The sequence below is a fragment of the Diaphorobacter sp. JS3050 genome (assembly GCF_013154915.1).
In the GTDB taxonomy this organism is placed as follows: Bacteria; Pseudomonadota; Gammaproteobacteria; order Burkholderiales; family Burkholderiaceae_C; genus Diaphorobacter; species Diaphorobacter nitroreducens.
Genome location: NZ_CP053553.1, coordinates 2,317,147 through 2,334,188, shown reverse-complemented (window position 1 = coordinate 2,334,188; position 17,042 = coordinate 2,317,147). Strand labels below are relative to the sequence as shown.

17 protein-coding genes are annotated in these 17,042 nt (G+C 65.9%); 7 read left to right on the top strand and 10 right to left on the bottom strand.

Features of this window, described 5'->3' with window-relative positions:
• Nucleotides 1-223: 223 nt before the first annotated feature.
• From HND92_RS11215 to HND92_RS11205, 3 genes are all read right to left on the bottom strand, one after another.
• Entirely contained in the window at nt 224-784 is a 561-nt protein-coding gene (locus HND92_RS11215; RefSeq protein ID WP_015913468.1) for a DUF2889 domain-containing protein, read from the bottom strand.
• Nucleotides 785-859: 75 nt separating this feature from the next.
• Nucleotides 860-2,293, bottom strand: coding sequence for an aldehyde dehydrogenase family protein (locus HND92_RS11210; RefSeq protein WP_015913467.1), 1,434 nt, complete (start codon nt 2,291-2,293; stop codon nt 860-862).
• A 107-nt stretch (nt 2,294-2,400) separates the two neighbouring features.
• On the bottom strand, nt 2,401-4,485 hold the full coding sequence (locus tag HND92_RS11205; RefSeq protein WP_172207032.1) for a sodium-translocating pyrophosphatase: 2,085 nt from the start codon (nt 4,483-4,485) through the stop codon (nt 2,401-2,403).
• Between the two features lie 239 nt (nt 4,486-4,724).
• On the opposite strand from HND92_RS11205, the gene ppa reads away from it, so the two are divergent.
• Nucleotides 4,725-5,255 carry an inorganic diphosphatase gene (gene ppa / locus HND92_RS11200; protein ID WP_015913465.1) on the top strand — a complete coding sequence of 177 codons (531 nt, stop codon included), beginning with the start codon at nt 4,725-4,727 and terminating at the stop codon, nt 5,253-5,255.
• 214 nt (nt 5,256-5,469) lie between these two features.
• On the top strand, nt 5,470-5,976 hold the full coding sequence (locus HND92_RS11195) for a chemotaxis protein CheW (RefSeq protein WP_047351342.1): 507 nt from the start codon (nt 5,470-5,472) through the stop codon (nt 5,974-5,976).
• Nucleotides 5,977-6,044: 68 nt separating this feature from the next.
• Here HND92_RS11195 and HND92_RS11190 read toward each other — a convergent pair whose 3' ends face one another.
• On the bottom strand, nt 6,045-7,265 hold the full coding sequence (locus tag HND92_RS11190) for a GNAT family N-acetyltransferase (protein WP_172207030.1): 1,221 nt from the start codon (nt 7,263-7,265) through the stop codon (nt 6,045-6,047).
• A gap of 305 nt (nt 7,266-7,570) precedes the next feature.
• Between HND92_RS11190 and HND92_RS11185 the strand changes: the two genes are divergently transcribed.
• Both HND92_RS11185 and HND92_RS11180 read left to right on the top strand, forming a co-directional pair.
• Nucleotides 7,571-9,235: an NAD+ synthase gene (locus HND92_RS11185; protein ID WP_172207028.1), complete on the top strand. Its 1,665-nt coding sequence runs from the start codon at nt 7,571-7,573 to the stop codon at nt 9,233-9,235.
• Nucleotides 9,236-9,302: 67 nt separating this feature from the next.
• Complete coding sequence (locus tag HND92_RS11180) at nt 9,303-9,641, top strand: P-II family nitrogen regulator (RefSeq protein ID WP_011805026.1); 339 nt, start codon at nt 9,303-9,305, stop codon at nt 9,639-9,641.
• A gap of 50 nt (nt 9,642-9,691) precedes the next feature.
• Here the strand turns inward: HND92_RS11180 and HND92_RS11175 are convergent, their stop codons facing one another.
• The 6 genes from HND92_RS11175 to HND92_RS11150 all read right to left on the bottom strand — a co-directional run bounded on the left by HND92_RS11175 (nt 9,692) and on the right by HND92_RS11150 (nt 13,232).
• Nucleotides 9,692-10,285: a TIGR00730 family Rossman fold protein gene (locus HND92_RS11175; protein ID WP_011805027.1), complete on the bottom strand. Its 594-nt coding sequence runs from the start codon at nt 10,283-10,285 to the stop codon at nt 9,692-9,694.
• A complete protein-coding gene (locus HND92_RS11170; RefSeq protein ID WP_011805028.1) occupies nt 10,278-10,679 on the bottom strand; it encodes a diacylglycerol kinase in 402 nt (133 codons plus the stop codon). The genes HND92_RS11175 and HND92_RS11170 overlap by 8 nt, the downstream gene beginning before the upstream one ends.
• 96 nt (nt 10,680-10,775) lie before the next feature.
• Nucleotides 10,776-11,336: an RDD family protein gene (locus HND92_RS11165; protein ID WP_172207026.1), complete on the bottom strand. Its 561-nt coding sequence runs from the start codon at nt 11,334-11,336 to the stop codon at nt 10,776-10,778.
• Between the two features lie 30 nt (nt 11,337-11,366).
• Nucleotides 11,367-12,194: a DUF3106 domain-containing protein gene (locus HND92_RS11160; protein ID WP_172207024.1), complete on the bottom strand. Its 828-nt coding sequence runs from the start codon at nt 12,192-12,194 to the stop codon at nt 11,367-11,369.
• Between the two features lie 13 nt (nt 12,195-12,207).
• A complete protein-coding gene (locus HND92_RS11155; protein WP_011805031.1) occupies nt 12,208-12,669 on the bottom strand; it encodes a DUF3619 family protein in 462 nt (153 codons plus the stop codon).
• Nucleotides 12,666-13,232 (bottom strand): RNA polymerase sigma factor, encoded by a 567-nt coding sequence (locus HND92_RS11150; RefSeq protein ID WP_011805032.1) that lies wholly within the window; start codon nt 13,230-13,232, stop codon nt 12,666-12,668. The genes HND92_RS11155 and HND92_RS11150 overlap by 4 nt, the downstream gene beginning before the upstream one ends.
• 286 nt (nt 13,233-13,518) lie before the next feature.
• On the opposite strand from HND92_RS11150, the gene HND92_RS11145 reads away from it, so the two are divergent.
• The 3 genes from HND92_RS11145 to ilvC all read left to right on the top strand — a co-directional run bounded on the left by HND92_RS11145 (nt 13,519) and on the right by ilvC (nt 17,021).
• Nucleotides 13,519-15,315, top strand: coding sequence for an acetolactate synthase 3 catalytic subunit (locus tag HND92_RS11145; RefSeq protein ID WP_172207022.1), 1,797 nt, complete (start codon nt 13,519-13,521; stop codon nt 15,313-15,315).
• 140 nt (nt 15,316-15,455) lie between these two features.
• Nucleotides 15,456-15,947 (top strand): acetolactate synthase small subunit, encoded by a 492-nt coding sequence (ilvN, locus tag HND92_RS11140; RefSeq protein WP_011805034.1) that lies wholly within the window; start codon nt 15,456-15,458, stop codon nt 15,945-15,947.
• A 57-nt stretch (nt 15,948-16,004) separates the two neighbouring features.
• On the top strand, nt 16,005-17,021 hold the full coding sequence (ilvC, locus tag HND92_RS11135; protein ID WP_011805035.1) for a ketol-acid reductoisomerase: 1,017 nt from the start codon (nt 16,005-16,007) through the stop codon (nt 17,019-17,021).
• Nucleotides 17,022-17,042 lie beyond the last annotated feature (21 nt).

Below are 17,042 nucleotides of genomic sequence, written 5' to 3'. Positions count from 1 at the left end.
CCACTCGCTCTACTAACCAGGGGCTGGCTAACCAGGGGTTGGCGCAGGCCGTCCGTCGGGCCGAGCCGTTCAAGCGCTATTCATCCTCCGCGAGTGGCCGGATGGTGAACCTGAGCCGCGCGCCAGCACATGCGGTCGATCTCAATCAGGCCTATGGGCAAAAAGTGCCTCTAGCGCCCGTGCAGCAAGCGCGGACAGCTATTGAATCGGGAGCGATTGCCGATCAGGCTGCCTTCGGCGTGCGCGGCGCGCGGCCGTAGAACTGCGGGTAGTGCTCCTTCACTCCCTGACCGCTGAAGTCCCAACCCGTGCACTGGCCCAGGTGGCGCGGCGGCTCGTCGCCTTCATTCTGGAATGCGGCGTGAATCGTCTGGAACGTGGCCGTGGCCAGGTTGAACAGCAGTTCCCGCAGATGGGTGCAACCGGCTACGCCGCCCAGGTGGGTCTGGATGGACTGGCGCCAGCCGCGCGCCATGCTGCAGCCCACCATCGCCTGCAGGGCGCGCTGCGCTTGTGTGCAGCCCGCCAGGGGATGGGCATCCATGGCGGATTCGATGGCGCGCACCACCAGGTCGCGGTCCACGGTGACGCGCAGCCACAGGTGGTGGATGGGTTCGCCCGCGCGGCGCACGCCGTCCGGGTAGCGCAGCGACGGCAGGTCCTGCGGCTTGCTGTCGTGCAGCTCGCCCTCGATGTCCCAGAGCCCGTCCTCGCGCTCGTAACCCTGGTAGGTGACGCGTCGGACATGGCGGGCAGTGCGGGGGGCAGGGGATGACAGAGGCATGGGGTCGAGATGGGAAACGTATCAGCGGCCAAGCGAGCACTGGCGGGGCACCGCAGGGCACGCGGCTCGCAGGGATCAGCCGTGGCGGATGGCCACGGTCTTGAGGGTGGTGAAGCCGTAGAGCGCCTCGAAACCCTTCTCGCGTCCGTGTCCGCTGGACTTCACGCCGCCAAACGGCAATTCGACGCCGCCGGCTGCGCCGTAGTTGTTGATGAACACCTGGCCGCTGGCAATGCGCCGCGCCATGCGGAATTGGCGCGCGCCATCGCGCGTCCACACGCCCGCCACCAGGCCAAAGGGCGTGCCGTTGGCGAGCTCCACGGCGTGGTCTTCGTCGTCGAAGGGCATGGCGGCCAGCACGGGTCCGAAGATTTCCTCCTGCGCCAGGCGGTGCTGCGCCGGTACGTCGCGCAGCAGGGTGGGGGCCTGGTAGAAGCCCGTGTCGGGCGCTTCGTCCACCACGGTGCCCTGCGCGGCCAGGGGAATGCCAGCCACCTGCGCATCGGACAGGTAATCCCACACGCGCTGCTGCTGGCTCTGGCGGATCAGCGGCCCCAGGTCCAGGTCCATGGCGGCGGGGCCCACGCGCAGCGCCTCGAAGGCCTTTGACAGGCGCTCCAGCAGCGGTTCGTAGATCAGGGAATCGATCAGCACGCGCGAGCCGGCCGAGCAGGTTTGCCCGGCGTTCTGCACGATGGCGTTCACGAGCACGGGCACGGCGGCGTCCAGGTCGGCGTCGGCAAAGACGATCTGCGGGCTCTTGCCGCCCAGCTCCAGCGTGACCGGGCAGTGGCGCTCGGCGGCGGCCTGCTGGATCAGCGTGCCCACCTTGGGGCTGCCGGTGAAGCTGATGTGCTGGATGCCGGGGTGGCGCGCCAGCGCGTCGCCGACCTCGTGGCCGTAGCCGGTCACGATGTTCAGCGCGCCGGCAGGGAAGCCCACCTCGACCGCCAACTGGGCCACGCGCAGCAGGGACAGGCAGGCGTCCTCGGCCGGCTTGACCACGCACACGTTGCCGGCCGCGAGTGCGGCGCCCACGCAGCGCCCGAAGATCTGCATGGGGTAGTTCCACGGCACGATGTGGCCGGTCACGCCATGCGGCTCACGCCAGGTCAACACGCTGAAGCCGTCGGGGTAGGGAATGGTCTCGCCGTGCAGCTTGTCGCAGGCGCCGGCGTAGAACTCGAAATAGCGCGCCAGGGCGTGTGCGTCGGCCCGTGCCTGCCGGGTGGGCTTGCCGCAGTCGCGTTGCTCGATGGCGGCCAACTCCTCGGCATGCTCGGTGATCTTGGCGGACAGCCGCATCAGCAGCCTGCCACGCTCGGCCGGGGCCAGCTTGCGCCACACGCTGTGGTAGCACTGCTGCGCCGCATGCACGGCGGCATCGATGTCCTCGGCCGTGCCGCGCTGGATTTCGTCGTACGGCTGGCCGTCGGAGGGGTCGATCACGGCAATGGTGCGGCCCGAAGTCGAGGCCACGCCGGCGTTGGCGATGTGGTGGAGCTGCATGGGCCTGATTGTGCGGCAGGCGCGCGCAGCGTGCTGGGCTACGAGCCGGAATGCCGTCCAGCGCCCAAGGGACGGGCGCTGGCAGCTTCTTTTTTGATAGTGCCGGGTCAGCCGGCGTGGAACTTCACCACCAGCGGCACGATGAGCAGCGCCACGATGTTGATGATCTTGATGAGCGGGTTGACCGCCGGGCCGGCCGTGTCCTTGTAGGGGTCGCCCACGGTGTCGCCGGTGACGGCGGCCTTGTGAGCGTCGCTGCCCTTGCCGCCGTGGTGGCCGTCCTCGATGAACTTTTTGGCGTTGTCCCAGGCGCCGCCGCCGGTGCACATGCTGATGGCCACGAACAGGCCCGTGACGATGGTGCCCATGAGCAGCCCGCCCAGCGCCTTCGGCCCCAGCGCCAGGCCCACGATGATGGGCACGGCCACGGGCAGCAGGCTGGGGATGATCATCTCCTTGATGGCGGCGCTGGTCAGCATGTCCACCGCGCGGCCGTACTCGGGCTTGGCCGTGCCTTCCATGATGCCTGGGATCTCGCTGAACTGGCGGCGCACCTCCACTACCACGCTGCCGGCGGCGCGGCCCACGGCCTCCATGGCCATGGCGGCGAACAGGTAGGGAATGAGCCCGCCGATGAACAGGCCCACGATGACCATCGGGTCGCTCAGGTCGAAGCGGATCGCCTGGCCGAAGCTCTCCAGCTTGTGCGTGTAGTCGGCGAACAGCACCAGTGCTGCCAGGCCCGCCGAGCCGATGGCGTAGCCCTTGGTCACGGCCTTGGTGGTGTTGCCCACGGCGTCCAGCGGGTCGGTGATGTCGCGCACGCTGCTGGGCAGCTCGGCCATCTCGGCAATGCCGCCGGCGTTGTCGGTGATGGGGCCGTAGGCGTCCAGCGCCACCACGATGCCCGCCATGCTGAGCATGGACATGGCGGCCACGGCCACGCCGTACAGGCCCGCCAGCGTGTACGACACGATGATGGCCGCGCACACGAAGATCACCGGCCAGGCCGTGGAGCGCATGGATACGCCCAGACCCGCAATGATGTTGGTGCCGTGGCCCGTGGTGGACGCCTGCGCGATGTGGCGCACGGGCGAATATTGCGTGCCGGTGTAGAACTCCGTGATCCACACCAGCGCCGCCGTCAGCACCAGGCCGGTGGCGCAGGCGCCGAACAGCCGCATCTGCGCGCCCGTGCCGCCCAGCGCGTTGTCGGGGATGATCCAGGCCGTGACGAACCAGAACGCGACGAGCGACAACACGCCCGCGATGGCCAGCCCCCGGTACAGCGCGGGCATCACGTTGCGCATGCCCGGGCCGGCCTGCACGAAGAAGCAGCCGATGATGGAGGCGATGATGGAGACGGCCCCCAGCGCCAGTGGGTAGGTCACGGCCGCGACGGGCGCAGCACCCACCAGCAGCGCGCCCAGCACCATCGTGGCGATGAGGGTGACGGCATAGGTCTCGAACAGGTCGGCCGCCATACCGGCGCAGTCGCCGACGTTGTCGCCCACGTTGTCGGCGATCACGGCGGGGTTGCGGGGGTCGTCCTCGGGGATGCCGGCCTCCACCTTGCCGACCAGGTCCGCGCCCACGTCGGCACCCTTGGTGAAGATGCCCCCGCCCAGGCGGGCAAAGATGGAAATCAGCGACGAGCCGAACGCAAAGCCGATCAGCGGGTTGAGCAGCGCCGGCAGGCTGGCCGTGGGGGTGAGCCGGCCATTGCCGACCAGAAACCACGCGAAGGCGGTCACGCCCAGCAGGCCCAGGCCCACCACCAGCATGCCCGTGATGGCCCCGCCGCGGAAGGCGACCTGCAGCGCCGGGCCCATGCCCTGCGTGGCGGCCTGGGCCGTGCGCACGTTGGCGCGCACCGAGACGTTCATGCCGATGAAGCCGCAGGCGCCGGAGAGTACCGCGCCGATGACGAAGCCCACGGCGGTGGTGCCGTCCAGGAACGCCGCAATGAGGATGGCCAGCACGATGCCGACGAAGGCGATGGTCTTGTATTGCCGTGCGAGGTAGGCCGCCGCGCCCATCTGGATGGCGCCGGCGATCTCCTGCATGCGGGCGTTGCCCGCGTCCTTGGAAAGGATCCAGCTGCGTGCCCACAGTCCGTAGGCCACAGCAATCAGTCCGCAAACCAGAGCCAGGATGAGAGGGGCAGTCAGCGCCGAGGTGGAACCAGCCATTCGTTATCTCCATCGGTTGTCAGTTGCACGGAGGGGGAAGCGCAACGCATGGGGAAGTGCTTCCGCTGCGTTGCTTCCTCGTGCCCCGGTGGCGGGAGACGATTGGCCAACGCAGCCATTTAACGCGAAACCCCCGGTGCAAGCAAGCTGCAAGGGGCGTGCGCCTAAAATCACGGGCCGCCTTGCGCACCGCCCCCGGGGCGAAGGCCGTGTCATTCCAACCACTCAACCCCCAAACCATGTCGCTGAACAACGTCAAGCCCGGCAAGAACATTCCCGAAACCTTCAATGTGGTGATCGAGATCCCGGCGGAATCCGATCCCATCAAGTACGAAGTGGACAAGGAGTCGGGTGCCGTCTTCGTGGACCGTTTCCTGACCACGGCCATGTACTACCCCTGCAACTACGGCTACGTGCCCCAGACCCTGTCGGGCGACGGCGACCCGGTGGACGTGCTGGTGATCACCCCGTACCCGCTGCACCCCGGCGTGGTGGTGCCCTGCCGCGCGCTGGGTATCCTGAAGATGGAAGACGAGGCCGGCGTGGACGGCAAGGTGCTGGCCGTGCCCACCACCAAGATCCTCAAGATGTACGAGCCCTGGAAGACCGTGGAGGATGTGAACCCCATGCGCCTGAAGGCCATCAGCCACTTCTTCGAGCACTACAAGGACCTGGAAGAAGGCAAGTGGGTCAAGGTGCTGGGCTGGGAAGGCATCGACGCCGCCCACAAGGAAATCCTGGACGGCGTGGAAAACTACAAGAAAGCCTGATGGTGGCGGGGTGCGGCCCGCATCGCACCCACTCCCTCATCCAGCCCGCTGGCACATGCCCGCGGGCTTTTTTCTTGCAGGAATTTCGGCTTCTGGCAAAATTGTCAGCATAAGTAACCGATGACTGCTATGCTGCCAGGGCGTGCGCGACGCTGGTGTGGCCGGCGGTGCCCGACCTGCGCGCAAGCGCGAGAACATTTCCCTAGGAGTTGCCATGTCGTCTTCCATCGCCCAGCGTCCTTCGTACGGCAACGCCAACGCCAGCGGTGCCGCGGAATACCTGACCTTCCGCCTGGGTGAGGAGGAGTACGGCATCGACATCCTGCGCGTGCAGGAAATCCGCTCCTACGAGCAACCCACCCGCATGGCGCACGCGCCGGAGTTCATCAAGGGCGTGATCGATCTGCGCGGCGTGATCGTGCCGATCGTCGACCTGCGCCTGAAGCTGCAATGCGCCAGCGCCGACTACACCGACTTCACCGTGGTCATCATCCTCAACGTGGGTGGCACGGTGTTGGGCGCTGTGGTGGATGCCGTGGCCGACGTGGTGGCTCTGCCGGCCGATGCCATCAAGCCTGCACCGCAGTTCCAGGGGCAGGTGGATTCGTCCTTTGTGCGTGGCATCGCGACCGTGGGCGAGCGCATGCTGATCGTGGTGGACATCGAATCGCTGCTCAGCAGTTCTGAGATGGGATTGGTGCAGTCGGTCGCGACGGCCTGAGGGCCTTCTCGCTGTATCTCTGCCAAGCGCGCCCATGGGCGCGCTTTTTCATGGCCGCGTCCAGCCCGTCAGCCTGCCCGACGGAAGGGGTTGCGCGCGTGCAGATCCTCCAGGTACTGCTCCACGCCTTCGCCTTCACGCGCCAGGAACCGGTCCACGGCTTCGGCAAACGCCGGGTGCGCCAGCCAGTGGGCGCTCTGCGCGCGCACGGGCAGGAGGGCGCGCGCCATCTTGTGTTCGCCCTGCGCACCGCCTTCGAAACGGTGCACGCCCTGCGCGATGCACCACTCGATGGGCTGGTAGTAGCAGGCCTCGAAATGCAGGCAGTCCACCCGTTCTAGCGCACCCCAGTAGCGGCCATAGGCCACGGATTGCATGTCATCTGGGGTGTTTACGCAGTTGGGATAAGCGCCAACAGCTATCAAACTGGTAGCGATGGGGTGGCCTGCGCGCTCCGCCACGAAAAGCACCCAGGCCTCGGGCATGTGCTGCTGCATGGCGTGGAAGAAGGCCCGCGTCAGGTAGGGCGGATTGCCGTGCTCCAGGTAGGTGCGCTCGTAGCAGCGGTAGAAGAAGTCCCAGTCTGCTGTGGTGATCTGCGTGCCCCGCAGCACGCGAAAGCACACCCCCGCCTGGGCCACGCGCCGGCGCTCCTGGCGGATCTTCTTGCGCTTGTCCTGGTTCAGGGAGGCGAGGAAGTCCTCGAAATCCGCGAACCTTGCACCGTCCATGGGCCGCCGGTTGTGCCAGTGGAACTGCACGGTGCTGCGCAGCAGCATCCCCGCCTGGTGCGCTGCAGCCAGATCCTGCTGCGCGCCGAACAGCAGGTGCAGGGACGACAGCCCCGCCTGCTCCGCCCAGTCCAGCACGGCACGCAGCAGGGCATCCCGCCCGGCATCGTCGCAGGCCATCAGCCGGGTGCCGGGCACCGGCGTGAACGGCACGGCGGCCACGGCCTTGGGGTAGTACGCCAGCCCGTGGCGGGCGTAGGCATCGGCCCAGGCCCAATCGAACACGTACTCACCGTACGAGTGCGCCTTGGCGTACACGATGCAGGCGGCCTGCAGGTCCGTGCCCGCCCACAGGGTGAACACGACGGGCGTCCAGCCCCGGGCGGGCGTGGCGCTGCCGCTGTCTTCGAGCGCGCACAGGTAGGCATGGCGCAGGAAGGGCGTGGGATGGGGCTGGTGCGCCAGCAGTGCGTCCCATGCATCGGCGCCCACGCGATGGATCGAGTCGTGCAGGTGCAATGCGTAAGCAGGCGTGCTGGCAGGGCAGGGTGTGGTCATGCAGTGGGCGGTGCCGCAATCAGGGTAGAGCGCATCATCTCCCCAAAGCCCGGACCGCGTGGCCGTGGGGATTTCTCCGCGGTGGCGCAGCCTGCTTAAAAATGAGGCGGTGCAGGGGCGGGCGTTATGAATCAACCACTTAAGCCGCATGTGCCCGCCTCGCCCGCAGCTTATCCACAGGTCTGTCCCTGGCCTGTGGGGACAAGCGTGCAGCCGGGGCGTGCCGCAGGGGCAAGGCGCGGCTCGGGGCGGCGCCAGGGCCCGGGTGACATAATCGTCCGAGACCAACCCGCCCCGCTATTCCCATGCCGTTCGTCATCAGCATCGCCCAACTCAACTTCGTGGTGGGCGACGTGCCGGGCAATGCCCAGAAGATTCTTGCGGCCGCGCGCGATGCCCATGCTGCCGGCGCCCGGCTGCTCCTCACGCCCGAGCTGGCGCTGTGCGGCTACGCGGCCGAGGATCTGTACCTGCGGCCAGCCTTCGTGCAAGCGTGCGAGCAGGCACTGGAAGGGTTGGCGGCCGCTACGGCGGATTGGCCGGGGCTGACGGTGGTCGTGGGGCACCCGCGGCGCGTGGCGCACGGGGTGGGCGAGGGGGGGCGCGGCCTGTGCCACAACGCGGCCAGCGTGCTGCGCGCGGGGCGCATCGAGCACACCTACGCCAAGCAGTACCTGCCCAACTACGAAGTCTTCGACGAACGCCGCTATTTCGTCCCCGGGGATGAGAACTGCGTGTTCGAGGTCGATGGCGTGCGCATGGGCCTGCTGATCTGCGAGGACGCGTGGTACCCCGGGCCGGCGCGCAGCGCGCGGGAGGCGGGCGCGCAGGTGCTGGTCACGCTCAATGCGTCGCCCTACCACCTGGGCAAGGCTGTCGAGCGCGAACAGGTGATGCGCGAGCGCGTGCTGGAAACCGGCCTGCCCCTGGTCTATGCGCACTTGGTCGGCGGCCAGGACGAGGTGGTTTTCGAGGGCCGGTCCTTCGCGCTGAATGCCGATGGCAACGTGGCGGCTCGTGCGCCAGGATTTGAAGAAAAAACGCTGCTGATCAAGGTGCAGCAAGCGCAAGCAGCTATTGTTTTGGAAGCGCCAGTGGCGCCACACGAGGGCTGGGAGGCGGAGCTGTGGTCCGCCCTGGTGCTGGGCGTGCGCGACTACGTGGGCAAGAACGGCTTCCCCGGCGTGCTGCTGGGCCTGTCGGGGGGCATGGACTCGGCGCTGGTGCTGGCCATTGCCGTGGACGCGCTGGGCGCCGACAAGGTGCGCACGGTGATGATGCCCTCGCCCTACACGGCCGACATCAGCTGGATCGATGCCCGCGACATGGCCGCCCGGCTGGGGGTGCGCTATGACGAAATCGCCATCGCCCCGCAGTTCGAGGCTTTCAAGACTGCGCTGGCGCCGCAGTTCGCCGGCCTGCCCGAGGACACGACGGAAGAGAATCTGCAAGCGCGCATCCGCGGCATGCTGCTGATGGCGCTGTCGAACAAGTTCGGCAGCCTGGTGCTGACCACGGGCAACAAGAGCGAGCTGGCCACGGGCTACTGCACGCTTTACGGCGACATGGCCGGCGGCTTTGCCGTGATCAAGGACGTGGTCAAGACGCGCGTGTTCGCCCTGGCCCGTTGGCGCAACGCCAATGACCCGTATGGCACCGGCGCGAATCCCATTCCCGAGCGCATCATCACCCGTCCGCCCAGTGCCGAACTGCGTCCCGACCAGAAAGACCAGGACAGTCTGCCGCCCTACGAGGTACTGGACGCCATCGTCGAGCGCTACATGGAAAATGACGAGCCTCTGGAAGACATCGTGCGCGCCGGCTTTGAACGTGCCGATGTCGAACGTGTGACCCGGCTCATCAAGCTCAACGAATACAAGCGCCGCCAGGCGCCTGTGGGCGTGCGCGTCACGCGCCGCAGCTTCGGCAAGGACTGGCGCTACCCCATCACCAACCGATTCAGGGCCTGAGCCTCTGTGGCGGCCGCTGGGTCGCCGTGCCGTGCCCGCCGCTTTTTAAATATTTGAGGAGTTCCCCATGCAAATGATCACCGCCGTCATCAAGCCCTTCAAACTGGAGGAAGTCCGCGAGGCCTTGGCCGAATGTGGGGTGACGGGGCTGACGGTGACCGAGGTGAAGGGCTTCGGCCGGCAAAAGGGCCATACCGAGCTGTACCGTGGTGCCGAGTACGTGGTGGACTTCCTGCCCAAGGTCAAGATCGAGGTGGTGGTGCGCACCGAAGACGTGGACCGCTGCGTGGACGCGATCGTAGGCGCGGCGCGCACCGGCAAGATCGGCGATGGCAAGATTTTCGTCACCGCCGTGGAGCGCGTGGTGCGCATCCGCACCGGCGACCTGGACGACGCCGCGGTGTAACGAACGGCACGTCTGCCAATCCCGCGCACGCCAGCGCGGTGGGACAGCCGTCAGATCACGCTGCGCAGGGGGATGGCGCTGGCATTCGCGCCTGCGTCCTGCACCAGCGCGGTGAGCAGGGCATCGGGCTCCGTACCCACGCGGATCAGGCCCATCTGCCATTCCCCCATGAGCCCGCCATGTACCGCATGCTGCAGGAAGCCCAGCATGCCGCCGTAGTAGCCGTCGGTGTCCAACAGGCCGATAGGCTTGTCGTGGTAGCCCAGCTGGCGCCAGGTCCAGACTTCGAACAGCTCTTCCAGTGTGCCGATGCCGCCCGGCAGGGCGACGAAGGCATCGCTGCGCTCGGCCATCATGGCCTTGCGCTCGTGCATGGTCTGCACGATGTGCAGCTCATCGCAGAAGTGGTTGGCCAGTTCCTTGTCCACGAGAGCCTGCGGAATGATGCCCACGACCCGGCCGCCTGCCACGCGCGTGGCCTCCGCCACCGTGCCCATGAGGCCGCTGCGGCCGCCGCCGTAGACCAACTGGCCGCCGTGGCGGCCTATCCAGTGGCCCACGGCCGTGGCCGCTTCTGTGAACAAGGGGTTGTTGCCCGGGCGAGAGCCCAGGTACACGCAGATCGAAAAAGCGACATCAGCCATGTAGGAACCTTTGGTAGAGCGCGGCCGCCCACACGGCTGCGCACAGCAGCAGGCTGAGCAGCACCGCTGCGCTGCCCAAGTCCTTGGCGCGCTTGGACAGCGGATGCAGTTCATGCCCGACGCGGTCGATGGCGGCCTCGATGCCAGAGTTGAGCAATTCGGTGATCAGTACCAACACCACCACCGCCGCCAGTACAGCGGTCTGCATCCAGTCCCGACCGACGTAAAAGGACGAAGGCAGCAGCAGGGCTGCCAGGCACACCTCCTGGCGAAACGCCTTTTCTTCCCAGCCTGCCCGCAGGCCCGTCAGGGAGTAGCCCGTGGCATGCCACAGCCGGCGCAAGCCGGTGCGTTGCTTGTGGGGGTGTGGTGCGGAGGACGTGGGATCAGGCATTCGGACGGTGATTGTCGCGCTATGGGAAGGCGAACTGCAGGGGTTGTGCGCATAGCTTGCGCGTCAGATGCACGCGTGCGTGGCCCAGTCCGCCCCTCAACCCTTGCGGCGGGGCGGCACTTCGTAATGCACCAGGCGGGTACCGGCGAGTGCGTCGTGCCAGAACTGGCGTTGCGGGTGAAATCGGCTGAGCAGGGCCCATACCGCGACCCAGCCCGCCACGATGACGGTGGCTTCGCCCGCGGACAGTTGAAAGGGTGCGATCACCGCCAATGGGGGCAGGAACCACAGCCAGCACAACAAGTAGCGCAGCAGCGCCCGTGGTTGCGAGAGGGAGCGCCCCTGCCGGTCTTCCACCCGGATGTGCCAGGTCTTCATGGCAAGCGTGTGTCCCTGGGACCAGAACCAGACGAAGTAGATGCCGAACACCACGAACAGAAAGGCCTGCAGCGCGTGGCGGTTGTCCAGCCCATGCCGCGTCTGTGTCAGGGTGCCGAACAGGTAGCCCGCGATGAACACCACCCCGAACATCAACATGCCCTCATACAACCAGCAGGCCATGCGGCGCCGCAGCGGAGGGGCGATCGCGCGGGATGCCGCCGGGGCGGCAGCGTCGGAAGGGTGGGGGGTCTGCGGATTGGCGCGCGAGGCAGTCATGCGGGACGGCGAACGGAGGTCATGCACCGATCATTGCGGCGGATGCAGGGGGGTCAGGTCCACTGGCGGTTCCGGAGTGGGTTCGGGAGCCGAGGCGGGCGCAAGGGGGGGGAGCGGCGCAGGCAGTGCGGACGGGATCGTGACCGGCGATGTTTCCACGACCACGGGGGGCGGCACCGGCAGGGCCTGGGGCGAATGGAATTCCGCTGGCGGCTGGATTTTCGGAGGGTTGGGGACGGCCGGTGGCGCATTGGTGGCTGCAGGGACGCGGGCCAGCTTCTTGGGGGACACCGGGCGTACCGTGGTGGCGGCGCCGGTCGGCCGCGGCGCGGCCTTGGCCGCCAGACGCTTCTTCTCTTCCGCACTCAGCGCCTGGTATGCCTCCCATCGGGCACGCCGGCTGTCGGCCGGGAGCCTGCTGGCGGCGGCATAGTTCAGTCGCGCCTGGCTGCGCTGCTGGGTGCTGAGGCTGGCCCAATCGGTAATGCGTGCGAGCATCTTCGCCTGCTCGTCCTCAGAGAGTGCGTGAAAACCCGCCGCCAGGTTGAGCCAGTTGCGCTTTTGCCCTTCGCTGAGCACGCTCCAGCGGTCTGCAAGGGGGTAGAGCGCTTCTTTCTGAGGAGTGCTCAGTTCTGTCCAGCGGGGGCCGGCCTCGGCTTGCGGAGCCTGCCGGGGCTCGCTGTAGATTTTGTGCCTGCCATCTCCCAGCGCCTCGGCCGGGACAGGGGTACTGGGCGCCACCCGCACATAGGCAGCCATCCACCACCCCGTCGTCGCCAGCGCACCCAGCAAGACAAAAGCCAGCAAGAATGCTGCTGGCAGGTGGGAGCGTGGGGCGTGCGGGGACGGCTCGTGCATGCAGGCAGTGATCCTATTGCGTCGTATTGGCTGTCTTGAGGTATTGCAGGAAGCCGGGGTCAGCATAGGCCGACGGGGGAAGATCGTCGGTCAGAAGCGCAGCGTCGACTTCGGCGATTTCGGTGGCCACCGTCTCGTCCTGCGCCATGTTGATGAAGACCAGCCCCACCACCAGCGCCGTCAGCGGCACGGCGGATACCAGGGCGCGCCACCAGTTGCCACCTTCGCTGCCCCAGCCGCTGAGCGTGGCAGTGGAGCCTTGCGAAGACACGTGCGTGGCCGCGGCTGTCTGACGGGCAGACTGTACGGCGGGGCGCTTGCGCTGCGCCAACGCCTGCATGCGGGCGGCGCGCAGGCGCTCGGTGATGTCGTAGGGAAGGCTGGCATTGCCTTCGCTCAGGCGCGCCGTAAGGCGGCGGGCGAACGCATCCGCGGCCTGGGTGATTTCCGGCGGGTATTCTGGAGGGCGGTTCATAGCACGATTCCTTTGGCCTTCAGTGCCTTGCTGAGGGTTTGGATGGCCCGAAAGCAGTGTGTCTTGACGCTGCCTTCGGAGCAACCCATGGCGGCTGCGGTTTCTGCGACATCCATTTCCTCCCAGTAACGCATCAAAAATGCCTCCCGTTGACGCGGGGGCAGTTCTTGGATCTCGGCATCGATATCGCGCAGTACCTGTGCGCGACGCACAGAATCCTCTGCACTCTGTGCCATTTCGCCATTGGCAGCGGCGTGTACCTCGAGAAAATCAAAATCTGAACCATCGTCCGACGGGCCCTCGAAGTCGCTCAGGCTGGAAAAAAGCGCATTGCGTGTCTTCTGTCGCCGGAACCAATCCAGCATGCAGTTGGTGAGGATGCGCTGGAAGAGCATGGGCAGCTCGGCCGGCGGCTTGTCGCCATAGTGCTCGGCCAGCTTGAGCATGCTGTCCTGAACGATGTCCAACGCGGCCTCCTCATTGCGCACATGGTAAAGCGTGCGCTTGAAAGCACGCTTGTCCACGCTTTTGAGGAAGTCGGAGAGCTCTTGTTCAGTAGCCAAAGGCAAAAACCCAAGGAGGGCGAAAGCGGAGTGCGCGCGCAGGTGCGTGCAGCAAGCTGCGAAAGGCGGATTATCGCATTGCCGCGTATTTTTTATGCCGTGCTGCGCCAACTGCATGTGTGCAGTGCAATAATGTGTACTGCAATTCAAAAAGGCAAACGGGTCCCGGTCCGGCGCAACACTCATGGCGCCCATGGCCGAGGCCTCAAGTCCCAAGTCGGCTTCACAAGAGTTCGTACAAGGGGCACCCAAGGTTTTTCGTTAGAGAAATTCGCAAAGGTTGATCATGGAAATCTCCAAGGCCGAACTCACGTCGGCGGCTGCGGCCTCTCGCGGCGGCAACTCCTCATCTTCTCCCGGCGCCCAGGACCTCATGGGGTCCGAGATTCTCGTCAAGGCTCTGCAGGCCGAGAACGTCCAGTACATCTGGGGTTACCCCGGCGGCGCCGTGCTGTACATCTACGACGCGCTGTACAAGCAGGACACCATTCAGCACGTGCTGGTGCGCCACGAACAGGCGGCGGTGCATGCGGCCGACGGTTATGCCCGCGCGACGGGCGAGGTCGGGGTGGCGCTGGTGACTTCCGGCCCCGGATTGACGAATGCCGTGACGGGCATCGCCACGGCGTATATGGATTCGATCCCCATGGTGATCATCTCCGGCCAGGTGCCCACGCCCGCGATCGGGCTGGATGCCTTCCAGGAGTGCGACACCGTTGGCATCACGCGCCCCATCGTCAAGCACAACTTCCTGGTCAAAGATGTGCGCGACCTGGCGGTGACGCTCAAAAAAGCCTTCCATATTGCGCGCACCGGCCGCCCCGGCCCCGTGGTGGTGGATATCCCGAAGGATGTGTCGTTCAAGAAGACGGCTTTCCATGGTTATCCGCAGAGCATGGAAATGCGCTCTTACAACCCCGTCAAGAAGGGGCATGGCGGCCAGATCCGCAAGGCGTTGCAACTGCTGCTGGCCGCGAAACGACCTTATATCTACACCGGAGGCGGCGTGCTGCTGGGCAATGCGGTGCCCGAGCTGCGCACGCTGGTCGACATGCTGGGCTATCCGGTCACCCACACGCTGATGGGTCTGGGTGCCTACCCGGCCACCGACCGCAAATTCCTGGGCATGCTGGGCATGCACGGCACGATCGAGGCCAACAATGCCATGCAGAACTGCGACGTGCTGCTGGCCGTGGGCGCGCGCTTTGATGACCGCGTGATCGGCAATCCCAAGCATTTCGCGCAGAACGAGCGCAAGATCATCCATATCGATATCGACCCGTCGAGCATTTCCAAGCGCGTGAAGGTGGACATTCCGATCGTGGGCGATGTCAAGGACGTGTTGACCGAGCTGATCTCTATGATCCGCGAGACCACGACACGCCCCGACGCTGGTGCGCTGTCGGCGTGGTGGGAGCAGATCGAGAACTGGCGCGGCCGCGACTGCCTGAAGTACGACCGCGGGAACACCGAGGTGATCAAGCCGCAGTACGTGATCGAGACGCTGTGGAACATGACCCGTGATGCGGACGCCTACGTCACCTCCGATGTGGGCCAGCATCAGATGTGGGCCGCCCAGTTCTACAAGTTCGACGAGCCGCGCCGCTGGATCAACTCCGGCGGCCTGGGCACCATGGGCGTGGGCATTCCCTATGCCATGGGCATCAAGCTGGCCAAGCCCGAGTCTGAGGTGTTCTGCGTGACGGGCGAAGGCTCGGTGCAGATGAACATCCAGGAGCTCTCCACCTGCCTGCAGTACAACACCCCTATCAAGGTGCTGTCGCTCAACAACCGCTACCTGGGCATGGTGCGCCAGTGGCAAGAAATTGAATACTCGGGCCGCTACAGCCACAGCTACATGGACGCGCTGCCCAACTTCGTGAAACTGGCCGAGGCCTATGGCCACGTGGGCATGCTCATCGAGCGCCCGCAGGACGTGGAGCCGGCGCTGCGCGAAGCGCGCAAGCTCAAGGACCGCACGGTGTTCCTGGACTTCCGGACCGACCCCACCGAGAACGTGTTCCCGATGGTGCAGGCTGGCAAGGGCATCACCGAGATGCTGCTGGGGTCGGAAGACCTTTAAGCATCAAAAGGGCCTGTAACGCTTGCCTGGCAAGCGCTAGTAGCTATTTATTTAATAGCGTTTTCTGACGAATCTATTGTCTGCCAAGCCTGGCGCTTACCGGCGCCAGGGGAGGGCAGCGAGAAGAGGAAGCTCATCCCATGAAACACATCATCGCCGTCCTGCTGGAGAACGAACCGGGTGCGCTGTCGCGCGTCGTTGGCCTGTTTTCCGCGCGGGGCTACAACATCGAATCGCTGACCGTGGCGCCCACCGAGGACGCGTCCCTGTCGCGCATGACCATCCAGACCCATGGATCGGAAGACGTGATCGAGCAGATCACCAAGCACCTGAACCGCCTCATCGAGGTGGTCAAGGTGGTTGACCTGACCGAAGGCGCCTACACCGAGCGCGAACTCATGATGGTGAAGGTGCGCGCCGTGGGCAAGGAGCGCGAAGAGATGAAGCGCATGGCCGACATCTTTCGCGGACGCATCATCGACGTGACCGAAAAGAGCTACACGATCGAGCTGACCGGCGACCAGTCCAAGAACGACGCTTTCCTGCAGGCCATCGACCGTACCGCCATTTTGGAGACGGTGCGCACGGGCGCCAGCGGCATCGGCCGTGGCGAACGCATCCTGCGTGTGTAAGTACGACAATCCCCCCGTTTTCCTTTCCCCCTGAACAGAATCCCAACCGGAGCGACCATGAAAGTTTTCTACGACAAAGACTGTGATCTGAGCCTCATCAAGGGCAAGACCGTGGCCATCATCGGCTATGGCAGCCAAGGCCACGCCCATGCCCAAAACCTCAACGACAGCGGCGTGAAGGTCGTGGTCGGCCTGCGCAAGGGCGGCGCTTCGTGGGACAAGGTCGGCAAGGCCGGCCTGACGGTCAAGGAAGTGAACGACGCCGTGAAGGAAGCCGACGTCGTCATGATCCTGCTGCCCGACGAGCAGATCGCCGAGGTCTATAAGAACAACGTCGAGCCCCACATCAAGCAGGGCGCCTCGCTGGCCTTCGCCCACGGCTTCAACGTGCACTACAACCAGGTCGTGCCCCGCGCCGATCTGGATGTGTGGATGGTGGCGCCCAAGGCCCCCGGCCACACCGTGCGCAACACCTACACCCAGGGCGGCGGCGTGCCCCACCTGGTGGCCGTGCACCAGGACAAGTCCGGCAAGGCGCGTGACCTGGCGCTGTCCTACGCCATGGCCAATGGCGGCGGCAAGGCCGGCATCATCGAGACCAACTTCAAGGAAGAGACCGAGACCGACCTGTTCGGCGAGCAGGCCGTGCTGTGCGGTGGCGCTGTCGAGCTGATCAAGATGGGCTACGAGACGCTGGTGGAAGCCGGCTACGCCCCCGAGATGGCCTACTTCGAGTGCCTGCACGAGCTCAAGCTCATCGTGGACCTGATCTACGAAGGCGGCATCGCCAACATGAACTACTCGATCTCGAACAACGCCGAGTTCGGCGAGTACGTGACCGGCCCTGAAGTGATCAACGAGCAGTCGCGCGCCGCCATGCGCAATGCCCTGAAGCGCATCCAGAACGGCGACTACGCCAAGATGTTCATCCAGGAAGGCCGCCTGAACTACCCGAGCATGACGGCCCGCCGCCGCAACACCGCCGACCACAGCATCGAAGTGGTGGGTGCCCAGCTGCGTGCGATGATGCCCTGGATCGCCAAGAACAAGCTGGTGGACCAGACGCGCAACTGATGCGTGAGCGCGGCCGGGCCG